Consider the following 20,280-nt stretch of genomic DNA (forward strand, 5'->3'; position numbering starts at 1 on the left):
GAGCATAACGTACTTTGTATGATAAAGATATGATAGCCGATCGTATGCCAAAGGTTGAAGCGTTTCGTGTTTAATTTTTACACTCTCAACAAAAAAAGAGCAAAATTAAGCTAAAATTTCACATTTAATTTTTTAGGAGGATACGGTGTCCGGTATCTCGAAATTTAGTAAAATCAATAACCTTAAATCCGTTAAAAAATGTCTTTTCCCCGCCGCAGGCTACGGTACGCGCTTCTTACCCGCAACCAAAGCAATGCCCAAAGAGATGTTGCCCGTTTTAACCAAACCTTTGATTCAATACGGCGTCGAAGAGGCGGTGAGTGCGGGAATCGACACGATGGCAATCGTTACGGGACGCGGTAAGCGAGCGATCGAAGACCACTTTGATGTCAGTTACGAATTGGAACATCAGATCAAAGGAACGTCCAAAGAGAGCTATTTGACCGAGATCCGAAACCTGATTGACAATTGTACGTTCAGCTACACGCGACAAGTCGAGATGAAAGGGTTGGGACACGCGATTTTAACGGGAAAAACCCTGATCGGCGACGAACCGTTTGCCGTCATTTTGGCCGACGACTTGTGCGACAATAACGAAGACGATCCGGTTTTGAAACAGATGGTCGAAGTGTACGAAAAATACCGTTGTTGCGTCGTCGCCATCGAAGAAGTGCCCAAAGAAGAGACCAACAAATACGGCGTTATCGACGGTCGCATCGTGGACGGCAACCCTTCGGTTTTGCGCGTCTCCAATATGGTCGAAAAACCCGATCCCAAAGATGCTCCGACCAATTTGGCGATTATCGGACGCTATATTTTAATTCCCGAAATTTTTGAAGTCATCGAAAACACTAAACCCGGCAAAGGCGGCGAGATTCAGATTACCGACGCGTTGTTGGAGTTGGCAAAACAAGGCAAAGTTATCGCTTATAAATTTCAAGGCAGACGCTTTGACTGCGGTTCGATCGAAGGCTTTGTCGAAGCGACCAATTACTTTCACGATAAACTCAAATAACTCGATTTGACGCCTTATACAGGGCTTTGCATAAGGCGTCACCCTCTTTTCCTCTTTCCTCGTTTCACAGAAGATAAACCCTTTATTAGCTTCCGTAAGTTATAATCAGAGCATTAAAAAATAATGAGGCGGAACGATGATGTCCAACCATGAGACGAAGTATATTTTCATTACGGGAGGCGTTTTAAGCTCCTTAGGCAAAGGTATTGCGGCGGCGAGTATTTCTACACTCCTTAAAAACGTCGGTTTTAAAGTCAGCATTTTAAAAGCCGATCCTTACATCAACGTCGATCCCGGTACGATGAGTCCGCTCGAGCACGGTGAAGTTTTCGTTACGGACGACGGGGCGGAGACGGATTTGGATTTGGGGCATTACGAGCGTTTCTTGGATGAAAACCTTACGCAAGCCAACAATTTTACGACGGGTCGCGTTTATTCAGCGGTCATCGAAAAAGAGCGTAGAGGCGATTATTTGGGAAAGACGATTCAGGTTATTCCCCATATCGTCGATGAAATCGCCAACCGTATCAAAGAGGCGGGTAAAGGCAAAGACATTCTCATCGTCGAGATCGGCGGTACGGTCGGCGACATCGAGGGTTTGCCATTTTTAGAGGCGATTCGCTCGTTACGAAGCGAGCTGGGACGCGGACGCGCGATGAACATTCATCTAACGTTGGTTCCGTTCATTAAAGCCGCAGGCGAACTTAAAACCAAGCCGACGCAGCACTCCGTTCAAGAGCTTCGCCGTATCGGTATTACGCCTGACATGTTAATCTGCCGCTCCGAATATCCGCTTCCCAAAGAGTTGAAAAACAAACTTGCCTTTTCGTGCGGCGTCGAACGTAATTCGGTCATCGAATGTTTGGATGCGACGACGATTTACCAAGTACCGCTCAATTTTTTAAAAGAAAACATCTTAACGCCGATTTCGGAAACTTTGGGGCTTGGCGAATTGACGCCGCATATGGACGAATGGGACGTATTGGTCAAACGCGTCATTGCGCCTCGCGACGAGCTGATGATCGCTTTTGTCGGCAAATACCTTGATCTCAAAGAGTCTTACAAATCCTTAACCGAATCGTTGATTCACGCCGGAGCGCATCTCAACGCGAAAGTCAAAATTCGCTGGGTCGATTCGGAAGTGATTGAAGAGAAAGGGTGCGATGATATTCTCTCCGACGTCGACGGCATCTTGGTCGCAGGCGGATTTGGAGAACGCGGCGTGGTCGGTAAAATGGCGGCGATTCGTTACGCAAGGGAACATCAAATCCCGTATCTTGGCATTTGTTTGGGAATGCAACTTGCGATGATTGAATTTGCGCGTAACGTGTTGCATCTTGAAGATGCCAATTCGGCGGAATTCAATCCTACATGTCAAAATCCGATTATCTATTTGATCGACTCGTTTATCGATGCCAGCGGTCAAAAGCAGCTTCGCACCGTACAAAGTCCTTTGGGCGGTACGATGCGTTTGGGCGGATACGAATGCCAAACCAAAGAGGGATCGCTCTTACGCAACGTGTACGAAGGCGCTTCCGTGATTCGCGAACGTCATCGTCATCGCTACGAAGCCAATCCCGTCTATCGCGAAGCGTTTGAAAAAGCGGGACTGCTTGTTAGCGGCGAGAGCGACGGCTTAATCGAAGCGGTCGAGCTCAAAGGGCATCCGTGGTTTTTAGGCGTGCAATTTCATCCGGAATTTACGTCGCGTTTAACCAACCCCAATAAAACCGTACGTGCGTTTGCAAAAGCCGCTTTGGCGCAACGCCAAACGAATGGCTAGCCTGCTCACGAAAGAGGAGATTAGGAAGATTTTACAAAGCCGGTTTGAAAATGACGGGTGTACCCGTTTAGGAGAAATCCCTAAACCCTCCTCCTTAAAAGATATCGGACGTGCTTCCAAGCGCATCGCGCAAGCGATACGCGATAAAGAGCGTATTGCGATTGTGGGCGATTACGACGTTGACGGGGTCATCTCTTCGGTGATTTTGAGTCAATTTTTGGACGATGTCGGCGTGGCGTATACGCTTGTTATCCCCAATCGTTTTACGGACGGATACGGGCTCAATCCCGATATCGTCTCAAAACTCGACGTTTCGGTGATTATTACGGTCGATAACGGCATTTCGGCGGTGGAAGCGGCGCAGATTTGCAAAGAACGCGGTATCGATTTGATTATTACCGACCACCACAGCGTTCCTTCGGTTTTGCCCGACGCTTTTGCGATCGTCAACCCCAAGCAAGCAGATTGCGATTTTCCGCATTGCGAGATTTGCGGCGCACAGGTCGCATGGTATTTGGTCGCTTCCTTAAAAGAAGAGATGGGCATCGAGTACGATTTGTCGGGGTTCTTGGACCTTTTGTGCATCGCCATTCTTGCCGACATGATGGAACTGGTCGGAATGAACCGCGTGATGGTCAAAAAAGGCATTGTCGAACTCAACCACTCTAAGCGTGCCGCATTTGAGGCGATTAAACGTTATTTCGGCAAAGCGACCTTAGAAGCAGACGATATTTCGTTTCTCATCGCTCCGCTTATTAACAGCTCCGGACGTATGGAAGACGCAAAGTTTTCCTATACGTTTTTAAAAACGCGCAATGTGGACGAAGCTTTACAAAAACTCGATTATATCGTCTCCTTAAACGAAGCACGCAAAGAAGAAGAACGGCTTTTATTCGAGTCGACGCTTTTACATGTCAACGAAGAGGCGAACATTATCGTGGCGTGGGGTGAAGAGTGGCATGAGGGTATCGTGGGCATCGTTGCTTCACGGCTTTCCAAACGGTTTAAAAAACCCGCTATCGTTTTTTCAATCAAAGACGACAAGGCCAAAGGAAGTGCTAGAGGTGTCGGAGACGTCGATATTTTAGAGTTGATTCGCTCGCAAGAGTCGATGTTGCTCGGTTACGGTGGACATAAGGGTGCGGCGGGCGTGTCGATCGAAATTGCGAATTTGGAACGGTTTAAATACAATTTAGAGCAAGCATGCGCGCATTTTACCCAAGAGATGTTAGAATCCGATAGCGATCTTTTAGGCGAAATCAGTGCCGATCAGATCGATTTCGAGTTATTGGAAATTTTGGAGAATCAAGAGCCTTTCGGGCAAAAAAACCCGAAACCGAGCTTTTTATTGCGTAATATTTTGGTGAAGGTCGATCGTTTGATCGGAAGAGATTCGCAACATTTAAAGCTGATTTTGCAAGAGGGAAGCAATGCCTTGGAGGCGATCTTTTTCAACTACGATCTACGCGTCAAACAAGGCGATCGCGTGGATATTTTATTTACGGTTTCGCGTAACGATTACCGTGGGCTTGTAACGCCGCAACTGTTGATCAAACAGATCGTACGAAAGTATTAAAACTCTCTACCGTCTTTGACGGGAACAAAGAGGCACTCTTCAAGTGTCTCTTTGTTTAAGCCGTTGGGTGTTTTGGTGTAACGCATGATGACTTGTCGGTCGCCTTTTTCGATAGGAGCGACTAAAATACCGCCGATTTTGAGCTGATCGAAAATTTTTTGAGGCACTTGGGCGATTGAGGCCGAAAACAAAATACGATCAAACGGGGCAAACTCCCTCCAGCCGTTTTGTCCGTCGTCAAAGCGCGTGTGAATCGACGAGATACCCAAAAGTTTAAAACGCTCTCTGGCTTCTTTCAAAAGTCGTTCGATGCGCTCTATCGTAAAGACGCGACGAATAACTTTGCTTAGAATCAATGCTTGGTATCCGCTTCCGCAACCGATTTCCAAAACGCTATCGGCTCCTTGACATGTAAGTGCTTCGGTCATTTTGGCAACCGTTAGAGGCGAACTGATCCATTGATTGGATGCTAAAGGAAGTGCATCGAGCCGGTAAGCGTGCAATGCCATGCCTTGGGGCACGAACAATTCGCGTTCACTTTGGCAAAATGCCTCGTAAACGCAAGGGCTTAAGGGAAAAATTTTGGCGATTTCATCCGCCATTTTTTTGTTTTTTTGAAAGCGAATTTTGTCTTTAAAATGAGCCGTTTGAGACATACTCACGCCAATCCTATATTAATATATCGTCGCATTGTTTGAATTTCGTGACGATCAAAAGCGTGCGTAAGAACACTTTTTTGATCGTCACGGTACGCTTCGCCGAAAGGCGTAATAATCCCGCTAGAAGCCGCCATCGAATCGTCCGAACTATTTGCACATATGACGTAAGACTGGTCGGCGATCGCTAATGCCGAGCCGAGCGTTTCGAAATGGTCTTTGCGTTGTTTGCCCCAATATGCGGGAACTAAAATCACGTCTGCTCCCTTGATGCGTTCCCATAAAGCGGGAAATCGTAATTCAAAGCAAATCAATACAGCAATTTTTATTCCTTCGATTTGGACGATACGAATATCTTCGAGCTTGCCCGCGTGAAAATAGCGCATTTCATCGCCCAATGCGAAGAGCTTGGCTTTTGCTTGCGTGTAGACAAGATGTCCGTCGCAAAAGAGATGAAAGGTATTGAAAAAACAGTTCTCTTTTCTTTCGATGAGCGTGAGACCTAAGGTTTTCAAATGCGAGAGCTTGGCAAGTTTGGGAAGCATATTATGACTAAATGCCGCCGCTTCGTGCATACGATCGTAACTGTAGCCGCTTAAACAGAGTTCCGGTGCTAAAACGATACCGTGATCGGGCGTTTGCGATACCAATGATGAGAGCGTTGCAAAATTTTCTTCAAAAGAGTGCCCTTCGTATGCAAACTGAAGGGCGCAAAGCGTGGGATTAGAAATCATCGAAAGAGAGGCTTCCTTTACTGTAGTTGGAGACGTTACCTTCAAAGAAGTTGGTCTTTTGGTCGTTAAATTTTGAGAAGTCATCGACCCATTTGATCGGATGCTTGACGTTGTAGCGTTTCTCAAATCCGACGGCGCTTAAACGATCGTCGATTAGGTAGTGAATATAGGTTTCGATAATGTCGTCGGTAAAGCCCATAATTTGGTTCTGAGTGATGTATTTACCCCATTCGATTTCCAACTCTCCGGCTTTTTCGAACATCTCGTACACTTTGGCTTTAAGTGTGTCCGTAAAGAGATCGGGTCGCTCTTTTCGGACGGCATTAATCATGTTTTGGAATAACAAAAGATGTGTAATTTCGTCGCGTTGAATAAAGCGAATCATCTGAGCGCTTCCGAGCATTCTTCCCGCACGCGCCAAAGCATAAATCGCCGTAAATCCGGAGTAAAAATAGAGCCCTTCCAAGATTTGATTGGCAAACATTGCTAAGACCAGCTTTTCTTCGGTCACGTCGCCTGCTAGCTCCTCATAAACGCTGGAGATATAGTCGTTTTTACGGCGCAGTACGTCGTCGTGTTTTTCCATTTCGTAGATAAGATCGGTATTGTCGCAAATCGCTTCGACCATGACGGCATACGACTTGGAATGGTTTGCCTCTTCGTAAGCTTGTCGTGCCAAGCATGCGTTAATTTCGGGCGCACTGATGTAGGGATTGATATTGTCGGCAAGATTGTTGGTTTGGAAACTGTCCATACTGATGAGTTGCGACCATACCAAATCGTACATGCGCTTTTCCGCGTCGGTCAAATTGCGGCTGTAGTCGATGACGTCTTTCGTGGTATCGACTTCGCGCGGAAACCACGTGTTGGCTTCCATCATATCCCAAAGTTTGAGAGCCCACGTGTATTTGGCTTTGGTAAAATTTAAAATACCGTGCGGATTACCGCCGAAAATTTTGCGATCTTGCAAACTTTCATCCGAGTTTGGGTTATAAATTTTTTTGCGCTCCATCGGCTTTTCCTTGTAGTTGTGTTTTGACGTTAACGCGATAAAAACCGATACGCTCGGTTCGTGTCGCGATCGTAGCTTTGCACGGTCTACGATAATAAGGGTGTTTAAATAAGAGCTTATTTTATCGAAAAATTCTTAATTCTATAGACGCGCGATGCGTTAAGCGATGAAAAGAAGATCACATAGTTTGCGTGTTTTGAAGCTTACATGTCGAAGTAGCGCTCACGTTCTCTCGAATTTTTTGTGCGTTAAGTGTCTTAAGTTTTAGCCCTCTCATGGTAAAATTCACGTCATGATAGCCAAGCATGCACACGAATTTTCCAAAAACGCGTACCGTTACGATGCGCATAATGCCCTTCAACAATCTATTGCCGATTATTTGATTGCCGGAATTACCGCTCGAGCCGCTCGCGTAGTCGATTTAGGATGCGGTAGCGGTGCGGTGTGCAAACGTCTGACGTGGAACTACGAGCGTTTCGTCGGCATCGACAGTGCACCCGCCATGTGCGCGTTGCATCCCCAAAGCGATACGATCGAAGTCGTATGCGACGATTTTGAATCGCAAGAAGTATTACAGGCGTTTCTGCCTTGCGATCTTTTGATTTCGTCGTCCGCATTGCAATGGGCGAATGACCTCGAAGCCCTTTTGTCGTACGTTGCAACGCGGACGCACGAAATCGCTTTTGCCGTTTTTACCGATCGAACGTTTCAAACGCTTTACGATCTTAGCGGTTTGCCTTCGTTTCTTCCCAATGCAAAAGAGCTTAGGAAAATGATCGAGCAACGTTTTACATGTCGATTTGAAATCAAAACCTTTGAGCTCTTCTTTGAAGACTCACTCTCTTTATTTCGCTACATTAAAAAAAGCGGCGTTAGCGGCGGTCAAAAACGCCTTAGCGTCGCACAGACCAAACAGCTCATTCAAAATTATCCGCAACGCCATTTGGAGTTTGAGGTACTTTTTGTGTGGGGCACTCCTTTCAAAGCTTAATTATTACAATTAATTAATATAATTATAATAGTTAAAAATTATTAACTTTTTTATTCAAGAGTTTTTATATCAATTTATTTATAATTAACATAAGTAAAATTTAGAAAAATCCCCATAACTAGGGCTTATTATTAAAAAAGCTTAAACAAATTATTTTGATTTATTACGTCATTTTTGGTAAAAATTAAAATATTTTTCTACAAAAAGTTTATAAAAATTTACTTTTTTGAGCGAAAAAAGCGAAAAACGTAAAATTTTTTTTGTATTTCCAATCTCGATAAATAGGGCATTCCGCTCTAAACTCCTATTTTAGGGCTTTTAATCTCTCGAAATTGTAAGTTTCTTCTAAGATTTAACCTTTACAATGGAGGGACAAAGAGGTACTTTTCGGGGGAGCGGTTTTGCTCTAACCTTAAAGTCCAAAGACAACAAGGAGAAGCGATGAAAGTAGAGATCTCACGAAGGAGATTTCTTCAAGGGAGCGTAGCAATGTCGGTCGTAGGAGGAGTTAGCTTAAGCACTTCTTCGATGATTGCAAGTGCTAGTGCCCCTGCTAAGAAAATCGGCAATGACACTAAAAAGGTAGCGACGCTCTGTGAAATGTGCGTCAATAAATGCGCGGCAATTGCACATGTAAGAAACGGCGTCGTCGAAAAACTCGATCCGAACCCGTTATTTCCGAAATCCAGAAATATGCTTTGCGCACGCGGTAATTCGGGTATTCAATCCCTCTACGATCCCGATCGTTTAAAGTATCCTCTGATTCGCGACGGCGAAAAAGGTAGCGGTAAGTTCAAACGCGTTACGTGGGACGAAGCGTATGCCTACATTAACGAGAAACTCACGAAGATTTTGGACGAAGAAAAAGACAACCGTTCGACCGTCGCGTTTTGTGCGGGTGAGGGTATGGCGGAACATACGTTTAAAACGTTTTTCACGCTTTTCGGTTCTTCTCACTTTTTAAATCACGCTAGTTTATGTTTGGCAACGACGGTTTCGGGATATTCGCTTACGATCGGCGGTTACGGTCAAGCGGATTTGGATAACGCCAAATACGTCATTATGGCAGGCGCCAACCGTGCCGAAGCGATCGTAACGCCCGATACGATGGACTTTTTCAAACGTACAAACGGTCGCGGAGCGAAACTGGTATGCGTCGATCCTCGCTTTACGAATACGGCAGCCAAAAGCGATAAATGGTTGGCGATCAACGTCGGAACCGATTTGGCGTTTGTTTTGGCATTGACGTACGTTGCGATTAAAGAAGAGCGCTACAATAAAGCCTTCGTTGAGAATTACTTCAACGGATTTGAAACGTACAAAGAGCATATTTTAAGTAACAATTATACGCCGGAGTGGGCAGAAAAAATTACGGGTATCAAAGCCAAAGACATTTACGAAGTCGCACGCGAGTTCATGGCGGCGGCTCCGCAAGCGGTTTATTATCAAGGCAGACGTACGACGTGGTCGAAAAACGACTTTCAACTTCGACGTGCCATGGCACTTTTCTCCGCGCTCGGCGGCGGCGTAGACGTCAAAGGCGGCATTTGCTTCGGTAAAAGCTTACCGCTTGTCGAGCATGATGTACCTGCACCGATGTATGCGCAAGCCAAACCGCGTATCGAGTCTAAAGAAGCGGCGGTTGTGGGCGGTTCTGGCTCGTGGGTCGCTTTTAGAAATATGGTGTTAGAGGGTCGAAATCCTTATCCGATTCGAGCACTCTTTAACTACAAGCACAACCCGATGCACAACATGCCTAACGCGAAAAAAACCGAAGAGTTTTTGAAAAAACTAGACCTTGTGGTTACGATCGATACGATGCCGAGCGATACGGTCATGCTAAGCGACGTCGTTTTACCGGAATGTAATTACTTGGAACGTACCGATCCGGTCGTCTCTTACGGCGGCATAGAGCCTTCTATAGCCCAACGTAACAAAGTTGTCGAACCGATGTTTGAGAGCAAACCTGTAATGGAGATCATGCGAGGTTTGAGCGCAAAAATCTCAAAACCGCTTTTTGAAATTACGAAAAAATACGACGAAGACGTTCAAAGTGCCATTGAAGATGATGGCGAAGAGACGGTATATGAGGAATTCGATCTCACGAAAGCGTTTGCCCACGATCAAGAAGAGCTCAACGCACATGCCGTCGAAAAATACGAAGGTGCGGCGGAAATCCTCAAAGAAAAAGGTGTTTTCTATCCGAATATGAATGAATACTTCAAAAAAACGGGCGTCAACGATTACGAGTACTATCCGGAACATAAGCGCGCGTATTCAGTTCGTAATTTGAAGTTCAATACGCCATCCGGTAAAATCGAATGCGTGCTCGATTCGCTTACGAAAAAAGGTATCGACGCGATGCCCGCGTGGAAAAAAGAGTACGAGATGGCGATTCCGGAAGGAAAATTCCGGTTTATTACCGGACGTCACGCGCAATTTACGCAATCGGGTACGGCCAATAATCGTTTACTGCTCAATTTAGTTCCCGAAAATTACGCATGGATCAATAAAAGGGTCGCATCGAAAATGGGCATCAAGTTCGGCGATAAGCTCGAAGTATCGAGTTCGGTAGGGAAAACGACGATTAAAGCGTATCCGACCGAAAAAATCGGACCCGATACGCTCTTTTTCGTTCACGGATTCGGCGTCAGCTCCAGCGCGCTTCATCTCGCGCACAATAACGGCGGTAACGACGCAAAAATACTCGAAGACGGAATTGAGCCGATGCACGGATCATCCTGTCTTCACGACACCATCGTAGCAATTAGAAAGGTTTAATTATGGCACGTTACGGAATGGCACTTAATTACAAAAATTGTATTAACTGTAGAGCATGCGAAAGCGCATGTAAAGAAGAAAACGGCGTATTGTTGTTGCCCGATCACTATCGAATTTGGGTCGGCGTCAAAGAGGCGGAGGGCGAATATCCGAATATTTCGATTGCTTCGCAAACGTACCATCCAAGCCAATGCCAGCATTGCGAAAACGCACCGTGCCAACTGGTATGTCCGACCAATGCGACGCATTACAGTCCTGACGGAATGGTAATGGTCGATCCGACGCGATGTATTTTGTGTACGTATTGTATCAATGCATGCCCGTACGATGCGCGCTATGTCGATCAACGAACGATGACCGTCGATAAATGTACGTTTTGTTCCGATACCAGACTCGCCAACGGCGAAACGACGACGGCATGTCAAGCGACCTGCCCGACGAAAGTTCGCGTATTCGGCGATTTGGACGACCCCAATAGCGAAATTTCACAACTATTGGCCAAACACGAGTACCGCCAAGTCAAAGAGCACTTGGGTACGAAACCAAAACTATTTTATATTTTGTAGGAGCGCGCCATGAATGCGATTTCTTTAAAAAACCTCTTTTCGTTTGAAAAGACGCCTTTGAATTTACTCATGGCGTTTGTAACCGTAGCACTCGTCGCCGCTTTTTTTTCGGGAGCGGTCATCTATATTTTGCACGGACACCATGCGTATAATGTGACGCGTCAGCATCCTTGGGGACTTTTGATTTCGATGTACGTCTTTTTTGTCGTCTCCAGTACGGGGCTTTGTATTATCTCTTCTATCGGACACGTATTCGGAATTAAAGAGTTTCAACAAATCGGCAAACGCGCGATTGCGGGTGCGATTATTACGATTAGTTCCGGTTTTGCGGTCATCGGTTTGGAGATCGGGCATCCGGTGACGATGCTCATTTACAACGTCCTAACGCCCGGTTTGACGTCCGCTATTTGGTGGATGGGAACGCTTTACGGTCTGTATTTGACGTTTATTTGTTTGGAATTTTTCTTTTTAGCGATTAAAGAGAACCATACGTTTTCAAAAATTTTCGGTATTTGCGGTCTTTTGGTGGGACTTGCGGCGCACTCGAACTTGGGTGCGGTTTTTGGATTTTTGATTTCAAGACCTTCCGCCAACGGCGTATTTTACCCCGTTTATTTTATTCTTTCCGCGATGATTACGGGATGTTATTTGATCTTTTTGATGTACGGATTCAAATACAAAATGAACTTCCCCGAAAAAGTGCGCGTGATGTTGGTGAAGCTCTCTAAAATTTTGGGAATGCTCTTAGCCGTCTTAATCTTTTTTGAAGTATGGAAAATTTTAACCGCATTGTACGGTGATATGCCTGAACGTGCCGCAACGATTATGCACGCGATCAAGCATCCTAACTTTTGGTTTGGAGAATTAACCCTCGGTATGCTCATTCCTTTCGTCGTTATTTTGGTCAGTAACGCGCAAGCGATCAAAGCAACCGTTTACGCTTCGATTACGGGTATGGTCGGTATCTTCTTTATGCGTTACGGTTTGGTACACGATACGCTTTTATATCCGATGACGACGCTTAAACGTGCCGAATACCAATTGGCTCCCAGCTTTGTCGACTACTTTCCTTCCGCGACGGAGTTTATGATCGGTTTTGGGGGCATAGGGCTTTCATTGATTATGTACTATTTCGCCGATAAAATTTTTAATTTAGACGAAAGTGAAGAGACGCATCACTAAATCCCAATAATAAAGGAGCGATACATATGAGACTAAGAAGTATAGCGAGTAGCCTGATCGTAGCGGGGCTTTTGTTCGGAGGGTGCGCGAGTAGCCAACCCGAAGCGAGCCAAGCAGCAGCAGAGAAAGTGCTCACGGAACCTAACGCAAAAGTCAAAGGCTTGATCGAACAATACCGCTTGGAGAACGTAACATACGATTACGTAGCAGCAGCGATCGGGAACGGTACGCGAGGCGGGGCAAAAGCACTCTTGATTGATGCGAGACCGCACCCAAAATACCTAGCAGGGACGATTCCTTCTAGCCTTAATATTCCGGATACCGAAATAGAGAAATATATCGGACAATTAGAGAAAGTAGCAAAAGATAAAGAGATTATCGTCTATTGCGGCGGCTGGGAATGTGAAAAAAGCCCGATCGTTGCAGGATACCTTAAAGGTAAAGGCTATACCAACGTAAAACTTTACCAAGCCGGTGAACCTGAATGGAAAATGAAAAGTTACTTAGAAGTAGGAACGCCCGTAGCCCAAGCGGCATTTAAAAACGAAAGCGCACTCTTGATCGATGCACGCCCCTACGCTAAATACCTTGCCGGAAGTATTCCCGGAGCGATGCATATCCATGATGCCGATGTCGATCAATTTATCGGACGCTTGCCAAGCGATAAAACAACCTCGATTATCACCTTCTGTGAAGGATACGATTGCGCAAAATCACATAACTTGGCAAAAAAACTTGAAACCTTAGGTTACAAAAAAATAAGCGTCTACGCCGGAGGATACCCGGAATGGAAAGAAGCGGGTAACCAAACAACCGCAGGCGGTGCTAAAAAAGTAGAAGTTAAAGCAGAAACACCTAAAAAAGATGCCTTCGTTGAAGGTATAAAATTAGGCACCGATGAAGGAACCGTGGACGGTGAATGGTATAAAGCCCATATCATGGCGGGAACCGTACCGAGTAATGTCGCCATTATTGACGTGAGAAGCCCCTCAGAATACGCCAACGGACATATTAAAGGCGCGATCAATATCGAAGCGGGAAAATTAAGCGCACAAGAATTTGTAGCAAAACTACCTAAAGGAAAAGTCGTGATTCTGAATTGCTCCGCAGGCGGAAGATCGATGGAAGCCTTTTTGAAATTGCAAGGCGCAAAAATAGACGTGAGTAAGATATTCTATTTTGATGCCAATATTAAATGCGATAAATCAAACCAATGCGACATCAAGGTCAATGAACCTTTGGGGTAGATCTCGGCTTTACATGTAAGGTGACATGTCAAGGAAAAAGAGGTGAGGGCAAGTCGATGACTTGCCCTCACATGTTAAGATTGAACAGTAAAGAAGAAATCATGAAACGATACACTACCGCTTTTTTTGCCCTCTGTCTTATCGGCGCCGTTTCCCTTTTTGCGGACATCAATCAAGGTTCTACGATTTATAAGAGTTATTTTCGCACGGCTTGCGGTTTTAGCGGAAACGTGATGGCGAAAAAACATACGTACAGTGAATGGCAGGCTTTATTTGACGCGAAGGAGCTTGCGAATGAATTGCAAACCTTATGTCCTTCGGCAAAGCCGTTGAAAGAAAATGACGTCGCACATCTTTACGAATTTTTGTATCATTACGCTAGCGATAGCGGTAATACGGCATTATGTTATTAACATGTAGGCTTCTTGTCAAAGAGGCCAAGGTGCGCGGGCTTCCTGCCGAAGGAAACTTGGCGTTAGCATAGCTTTTTAGGCGATGCCTTAGAAGTGTGAAAAGAGTTTTCTAAGAACTCTCTAGAGTGATAGGTCAATCTATGTTTAAAGATTTTGGCAAAGTTGAGACGTTTTTAACCGTCGTAAGAGAACGCAGTTTCTCCAAAGCTTCTAAAAAGTTGGGGATTAGTCAGCCTGCCGTAACGCAGCAAATCAAATACCTTGAAGATTATTTGAGTATTCAAATTGTCGATCGTAAAAAAAACGGGATCAATTTGACGAAGGCGGGAGAGGCACTTTACCAATCCTTGCTCAAGCTTGAGAAGCAAATTTTAGAGACGGAAAAAGAGGTTTTACGCCTGATCAATAAAGAGATGCTTTTTATTTTAGGCGCATCTCCGGTCATCGGCAATTATATTTTGCCCGACTTTTTAAACGATATTCAAGAGGTTATTTCCAATCGTGTACTGACAAAAGTCGCGACCTCTTCGGAATTGACGGAACTTTTACTGCAACAAAAAGTCGATCTTGCGCTGATCGAATCGCCTATCTTCAATCCCAATATAACGTATAGAGAATGGATGGAAGACGAGCTTGTCGTCGTGAGTCGAAGCAAGCTTCCGATGCTTTTAAAGAAAGAAGATTTGTTTACGTTTGATTGGATTTGCCGTGAAGAAGAGTCCAATACGCGCCGCGTAATTTACGAAATGTTCCGTCAAATAGACGTGGATTGTAAAAACTTTAACGTCAAAGGAATTGCTACCAGTTCGACGACGATCAAACAGACGCTCTTAAAATCTCCGCTCAACGGAGTGCCTACGGTTTCGATATTGTCTAAGTATATTATCGAGGATGAAGTCAAGCAAGGACTCTTACATGTAGCGCAAATTAAAGACATTAGACTCTTACGCCAGTTTTACCTCTGCTGCCTTAAAGATCGCGTCCAAGACGCACTGATCGATAGTACGACCGATTTTCTTACCCACAAAAGCATTCAACCCTCTTTTTAAGTCGCGTAAGGGCAAGATTTTTGCTCTTACACGAAACGGCTTTTTCGCGTTTGCGTCTTTTTTCTACGGAACGCTATGGTGTTTCTTCCAAGATAATTAATAAAAGTAAATATTTTTATAATTTTATTATATAATGGTAAAAATTATAGGAGGAAAAGATGAAAAAAGTTATATTAACTTTACCAATTATCGTTTCATGGATGCTCGCCGCCGACCAAACCCGCATCAATGATTGCGTGGAGACTTTTCAAAAAGAAGTCTCAGACATCATTTACGCCAATCAACACGATCAAAACGGCTCGTTGGAAGTGCTCAACGAAAAAATCAATCGATTGCTCGAAAAAGAGTGCGATCTCAATGCCAGCGAAGCCGCTCAAACGAAAGCCGAAACGCGCGTATTGATTTTAGATACCACGAAAGGGAAGAGCGATTGCATTGAAAATTTCTCCAACGACATTAAAGCGATCTTGTACGAAAACGATGCTCAACCCAAAAAAGCCAAAAAGATCAAAGTCGAACTCAAAGGCGACGGTAGTAATTGCACCAAAGAAGCCGCGCAAAAATAATCTCTCATCCATCAAAAGAGGCATTATGCCTCTTCTTGTTTTTTCCTTTTTCTGAATTCAATACATTAAAAAAATGCAAAAATGTCATTAAAATTTTACTAAAATGGTAAAAAATACTAAAAAGTTTACCTAATATTATAAAAGAGATAAATTTTTTTTATTTTTATGATAAGCCCTTAAAATCGAGCCTCAGATTCTACTTTAATTTAAAAAACTTATAAAAGTAATTCTTCTTAATAATAATCTAAAGAAACAGCCTCTACAATGTGCCGTGAAATAGTTATTTCTAGGGCATTTAAGCCCTTTTATCTCAAATCATAGCGGAGAACCATAAGATGAAAGTAGAGATCTCACGAAGGAGATTTCTTCAAGGGAGCGTGGCTTTAAGTATTGTCGGGGGAACGGCGTTAAGTCAGACGTCTATTCTTGCTGAAAATGCAAAAAAGTCCAAAGAACTTCCTTTGTTGAAACAAGTTCCGACGATTTGCGAAATGTGCGTCAATAAATGCGCCGCGATCGCAACGGTTAAAAACGGCATTGTTACGAAACTCGATCCTAATCCGTATTTCCCTAAATCGCGCAATATGCTATGCGCTAGAGGGGTTGCCGGCATTCATGCGCTTTACGATCCCGATCGTTTGAAGTACCCTTTAATCCGCACGGGACAAAGGGGTGATGGAAAGTACCGTCGTGCGAGTTGGGACGAAGCTTATGCGTTTATCCAAGAAAAACTCGTGAAAATTTTAGACGAAGAAAAAGACAATCGCTCGTGTATCGGATATTGCGCGGGCGAGGGTTTGGCGGAACATACGTTTAAAACGTTTATGGCGGATAAATTCGGTTCATCGAATTTCTTGAACCACTCGACGATTTGCCTTCAAACGGCGGTATCGGGTTATACGTTAACTATCGGCGGCTACGGACAGGCAGATTTAGAAAACGCCAAATATGTTATTATGGCGGGTGCAAACCGTGCCGAAGCGATTTTAACGCCCGATACGATGGATATGTTCAAACGAACGCGCGGACGCGGTATGAAACTCGTCGTCGTCGATCCTCGCTTTACCAATTCCGCCATGCATGCGGATACTTACGTGCCCATTAAACCGGGAACCGATTTGGCGTTTGTTTTGGCGTTAACCTACGTTGCGATCAGCGACCAAATTTACAATCGTAGTTATGTCGCCAAAAACTTCGTCGATTTCGATAAATACAAAAAACACATTATCGAGAACGAATACACTCCCGAATGGGCGGAAAAAATTACGGGCATTCCTGCTGCGACCATCTGTAAAATCGCTCATGATTTTATGGCGAATGCACCGCAAGCGGTTTATTATCAAGGCAGACGTACGACATGGTCGAAAAACGACTTCCAACTTCGTCGCGCTATGGCACTCTTTAGTGCGCTTGGCGGCGGTATCGACGTTAAAGGCGGTATCGTGTTCGGTAAAAAGCTTCCTTTGGGTGAGCATACGACGACCGCTCCGATGTATGCACAAGCCAAACCGCGTATCGATAAAAACTTGGCAGCCGTCGTCGGCGCAACCGGAACGTGGGTCGGCTGGCGTAATATGGTTGCGGAAGGAAAATCTCCGTATCCGATTCGCGGCATGTTTGTTTACAAACAAAATCCGATGCTCTCCGTTCCCAATACGGCAAAAACGCGTCAGATGTTTGAAAAAATGGACTTGGTCGTCGTCATCGATACGATGCCGAGTGATACGGCAATGATGGCGGATGTTATTTTGCCGGAATGTACCTATTTGGAGCGCGAAGACCCCGTTCAATCGTTTGCGGGAATCGAACCGGCTATCGCGGTACGCGAGAAGGCGATCGATCCGATGTATGAGACCAAACCGGTCATCGAAATTATGCGAGGATTGGCTCAAAAACTTTCCAAACCGCTGTGGGAAATTACGAAAAAGTATGACGAAGACGTTCAAGAAGAACTCGAAGATACCGATGAAGAAGAGTTTTACGAAGAAAACGGTTTTGATCTTTCCGAGCCGTTTATGCATTCACAAGAAGAGACGAATAAGCATCTGTTCGTGGAAAAATACGGTGAGGAAGCATGGGGTATTTTACGCGAAAAGGGCGTTTTTTATCCGAATATGCTCTCTTATTTTAAGAAAATCGATAACAACACCTATCAATGTTATCCCAAAGACAGGAAGTTTTATTCGGTATTAAAATTGGAAGAAGAGTACGATGCCGAGACGTTTTTACATGATTTATGCGTCAATCCCGTCGATATCGCCGATTTGAAACGTTCGTTTAATACGCCGAATAAAAAGGTCGAATGTTATTTGGGAAGTATGGAAAGTCGCGGCGTAGACCCGATGCCGACATGGAAAGACGAGGAGTTCGTGAAAGTTCCCTCCGGTCAGTTCAAATTTATTTCCGGTCGTCACGCGCAATTTACGCAGAATTCTTCTCAAAACAACATTATGCTTTTGGAGTTGATGCGCGAAAATTATATTTGGATCAACGACCAAGAGGCTAAAGCACTCGGTATCGCATTCGGCGATACGGTAGAAGTGAGCAGTCGTGTAGGACGCGTGCGCATTAAAGCGTATCCGACGCCCAAAATCGTTCCGCAAACCGTTTTTTACATTCACGGCTTCGGTGCGAAATCCGAAGGGTTAACGTTTGCCTATCGAAACGGTGCAAGCGATAACGAGATTATAGAAGATACGATCGAACCGGTTCACGGTTGTGCAAATATGCACGACACGATCGTCTCGATTAAAAAGGTGTAAGCTATGAATTACGCAATGGCATTAGATTATCAAAACTGTATCAACTGTAAAGCGTGCGAAGTTGCATGTAAAGAGGAAAACGGTGTTCAGCTCGGTGCGGACAAACAACGTATTTGGATCGGTGTGGTTGAGGGTACGATTTTCGGGAAACCGTTTATCAATCTTTACCCCTCTCAATGCAACCATTGTATCGACGCGCCGTGCGTCAACGTTTGTCCGACCAATGCCAGCCATTTTGCAGGGGGAGGAATCGTCAAAGTCGACGCTCACAAATGTATTTTGTGTAAAGGTTGTATGGAAGCATGTCCGTACGATGCAAGGTTTGTGGACGATACGATGGTCGCGGTCGATAAATGTACGTTTTGCGATCACCGCTCTTTAGTCGAAGGCGGAACGACGGCATGTCAAGCGACTTGTCCTACGAAAGTTCGCGTATTCGGCGATTTGGACGATGAAAACAGCGATATCGTGAAGTTGTTAAAAACCAAACGCTTTTTCTTCCAAAAAGAGCATACCGGAACGCTTCCGAAACTGTTTTATATTTTACCCGATGACGAAACGTATGCCAAACAGAGCGTTTCGCATCAGACGAAAATTCATACGTGGGACGAAATCCAACCCCTGTATGCGCAAGCTCGCGAACGAAGGAGTAAAGAATGGAGAAAATAAACTTTATCGGTCTTGACATCAACAAGACGACGATCGGAGGGTTATTACTGAATAAAACAATGCTATTTGCTTACGCGCTTTTAGCATTGGCGGCGTTTGGAATTTACGAAATTTTCGACGTGCGTTATTTCAGTGCGGCGGCCAATGCACATGCTTCCGGACTCAATCCGACGAGTTTAGAGCTTAAAGAGGCAATGCGACTTGCGGTTTTCGGAGACGTCGGAGAGGTCAACCGCAACATTCCGTGGACGCTCTTTATTGTTAATTACATGTACATGATTTACACGGGAAGCGGCATCATCTTCTTGGTCGCTTTAGCGGAACTGATGAACTTTCATTTGGTCGAAAAAGCGGCGGCAGGTTTTATGGTTGCCGGTATCGCCATGGTCTTTGCGGGTCTGTTTACGATCGCGACGGATCTTAACATGTTAAATATGGTGTGGATGGTTCTAACGCCCAACGTAGGTGCGGGTATGTGGTTGATGTTACCGCTTTATTGTACGTATATTCCCTTTGTTTTGTTTGAAATCTATTTGGTACTCACGCATAAAAGGGCATGGGCAAAACGTCTGGCGTTACCGATCTTGGTTTTAAGCATTATCGTCGATTTGATCGAATATTACATTCAAGCGAAACTTTTTTCGATGAATACGGCACGCCATTTATGGACGGAATTTCCATTCTTGACGTTTTATTTCATCATCTCTGCTTTTGTTTCATCTTTAGGCGTTATGGGAATCATCAGCTTTTTGGCTCATCGTCAAAAACATGAATACGGTGCGTTAATGGAACTTAATCGAAAAGCGATGTTATTTTTTGTATCGATTTTAGGAGTATACGAAATATTTGCCTATATGACCGTTGATAAAGATTGGGCATTTTTAATCCTTTTTGGGCCGTTTCGTTACGTCTATTTTATCGGTTACATCTTTCTAACGTTGACCTTACCGTTTTTATGTATTGTTAAGCCTAGAAAACCTATATTTACCTTAATAGCCTCGATTTCGGTCGTTATCGGCGGTTATGTTGGACGTTACCTTTTCGTTTACGGAGGTAATGCCAATCCTATGTCCAATCGCTTTGGCGTAGGGTATGAAAAATATGATTTTTATGCGCTTTCAAAGCCTTTTAACTATGTGGCTCCTCATCTCGGAGAAATTTTGATCGTAGTAGGCTCTATCGGTGTTGCTGTTGCAATCTATAAACTTTTCGATGTTTTTTTATCGGTCGGCGAGTTGCGAGAACATCATTAAAGAGACGAAAAATATAACCATATTA

The 20,280-nt window shown here is 44.5% G+C and carries 17 protein-coding genes; 14 read left to right on the plus strand and 3 right to left on the minus strand.

Annotated elements, in window-relative coordinates:
* The first annotated feature begins 145 nt into the window (after window positions 1-145).
* From galU to recJ, 3 genes are all read left to right on the plus strand, one after another.
* Window positions 146-1,015 (plus strand): UTP--glucose-1-phosphate uridylyltransferase GalU, encoded by an 870-nt coding sequence (gene galU, locus NL930_RS00150; protein WP_173636943.1) that lies wholly within the window; start codon window positions 146-148, stop codon window positions 1,013-1,015.
* A gap of 139 nt (window positions 1,016-1,154) precedes the next feature.
* On the plus strand, window positions 1,155-2,798 hold the full coding sequence (locus NL930_RS00155) for a CTP synthase (protein ID WP_039675463.1): 1,644 nt from the start codon (window positions 1,155-1,157) through the stop codon (window positions 2,796-2,798).
* A complete protein-coding gene (gene recJ / locus NL930_RS00160; RefSeq protein WP_254376959.1) occupies window positions 2,791-4,374 on the plus strand; it encodes a single-stranded-DNA-specific exonuclease RecJ in 1,584 nt (527 codons plus the stop codon). Before NL930_RS00155 ends, recJ begins: the two co-directional genes overlap by 8 nt.
* Here the strand turns inward: recJ and NL930_RS00165 are convergent.
* Genes NL930_RS00165 through NL930_RS00175 form a run of 3 tightly spaced genes read right to left on the minus strand, consistent with a single transcriptional unit; the run spans window position 4,371 to window position 6,776 of the window.
* Complete coding sequence (locus tag NL930_RS00165) at window positions 4,371-5,030, minus strand: protein-L-isoaspartate(D-aspartate) O-methyltransferase (protein WP_041962799.1); 660 nt, start codon at window positions 5,028-5,030, stop codon at window positions 4,371-4,373. The genes recJ and NL930_RS00165 overlap by 4 nt on opposite strands.
* A 2-nt stretch (window positions 5,031-5,032) precedes the next feature.
* Window positions 5,033-5,764 (minus strand): nitrilase-related carbon-nitrogen hydrolase, encoded by a 732-nt coding sequence (locus tag NL930_RS00170; RefSeq protein ID WP_060824944.1) that lies wholly within the window; start codon window positions 5,762-5,764, stop codon window positions 5,033-5,035.
* Window positions 5,754-6,776 carry a ribonucleotide-diphosphate reductase subunit beta gene (locus tag NL930_RS00175; RefSeq protein ID WP_254376960.1) on the minus strand — a complete coding sequence of 341 codons (1,023 nt, stop codon included), beginning with the start codon at window positions 6,774-6,776 and terminating at the stop codon, window positions 5,754-5,756. Before NL930_RS00175 ends, NL930_RS00170 begins: the two co-directional genes overlap by 11 nt.
* Before the next feature lie 292 nt (window positions 6,777-7,068).
* Here NL930_RS00175 and NL930_RS00180 point away from each other — a divergent pair, with 292 nt between their 5' ends.
* From NL930_RS00180 to nrfD (NL930_RS00230), 11 genes are all read left to right on the plus strand, one after another.
* On the plus strand, window positions 7,069-7,767 hold the full coding sequence (locus NL930_RS00180) for a methyltransferase domain-containing protein (protein WP_254376961.1): 699 nt from the start codon (window positions 7,069-7,071) through the stop codon (window positions 7,765-7,767).
* Between the two features lie 441 nt (window positions 7,768-8,208).
* Window positions 8,209-10,548, plus strand: a complete 2,340-nt coding sequence (locus NL930_RS00185) for a molybdopterin-dependent oxidoreductase (protein ID WP_039675393.1) — start codon at window positions 8,209-8,211, stop codon at window positions 10,546-10,548.
* Window positions 10,549-10,550: 2 nt separating this feature from the next.
* A complete protein-coding gene (locus NL930_RS00190; protein ID WP_039675392.1) occupies window positions 10,551-11,114 on the plus strand; it encodes a 4Fe-4S dicluster domain-containing protein in 564 nt (187 codons plus the stop codon).
* Window positions 11,115-11,123: 9 nt separating this feature from the next.
* A complete protein-coding gene (gene nrfD, locus NL930_RS00195) occupies window positions 11,124-12,296 on the plus strand; it encodes an NrfD/PsrC family molybdoenzyme membrane anchor subunit (RefSeq protein WP_254376962.1) in 1,173 nt (390 codons plus the stop codon).
* Between the two features lie 26 nt (window positions 12,297-12,322).
* On the plus strand, window positions 12,323-13,543 hold the full coding sequence (locus NL930_RS00200) for a rhodanese-like domain-containing protein (protein ID WP_254376963.1): 1,221 nt from the start codon (window positions 12,323-12,325) through the stop codon (window positions 13,541-13,543).
* A 101-nt stretch (window positions 13,544-13,644) separates the two neighbouring features.
* Entirely contained in the window at window positions 13,645-13,956 is a 312-nt protein-coding gene (locus NL930_RS00205) for a hypothetical protein (protein ID WP_039676058.1), read from the plus strand.
* Window positions 13,957-14,096: 140 nt separating this feature from the next.
* The gene (locus NL930_RS00210) at window positions 14,097-15,005 is read left to right on the plus strand and encodes a LysR family transcriptional regulator (RefSeq protein WP_039676056.1); all 909 of its coding nucleotides are present in this window, start codon (window positions 14,097-14,099) and stop codon (window positions 15,003-15,005) included.
* Window positions 15,006-15,163: 158 nt separating this feature from the next.
* Window positions 15,164-15,571 (plus strand): hypothetical protein, encoded by a 408-nt coding sequence (locus tag NL930_RS00215; protein WP_254376964.1) that lies wholly within the window; start codon window positions 15,164-15,166, stop codon window positions 15,569-15,571.
* 335 nt (window positions 15,572-15,906) lie between these two features.
* Window positions 15,907-18,333: a molybdopterin-dependent oxidoreductase gene (locus NL930_RS00220; RefSeq protein ID WP_256497265.1), complete on the plus strand. Its 2,427-nt coding sequence runs from the start codon at window positions 15,907-15,909 to the stop codon at window positions 18,331-18,333.
* 3 nt (window positions 18,334-18,336) lie between these two features.
* The gene (locus NL930_RS00225) at window positions 18,337-19,002 is read left to right on the plus strand and encodes a 4Fe-4S dicluster domain-containing protein (RefSeq protein WP_254376966.1); all 666 of its coding nucleotides are present in this window, start codon (window positions 18,337-18,339) and stop codon (window positions 19,000-19,002) included.
* Complete coding sequence (nrfD, locus tag NL930_RS00230; RefSeq protein WP_254376967.1) at window positions 18,990-20,255, plus strand: NrfD/PsrC family molybdoenzyme membrane anchor subunit; 1,266 nt, start codon at window positions 18,990-18,992, stop codon at window positions 20,253-20,255. Before NL930_RS00225 ends, nrfD (NL930_RS00230) begins: the two co-directional genes overlap by 13 nt.
* Window positions 20,256-20,280: the final 25 nt, after the last annotated feature.

This window comes from Sulfurospirillum sp. hDNRA2, assembly GCF_024206095.2.
In the GTDB taxonomy this organism is placed as follows: Bacteria; Campylobacterota; Campylobacteria; order Campylobacterales; family Sulfurospirillaceae; genus Sulfurospirillum.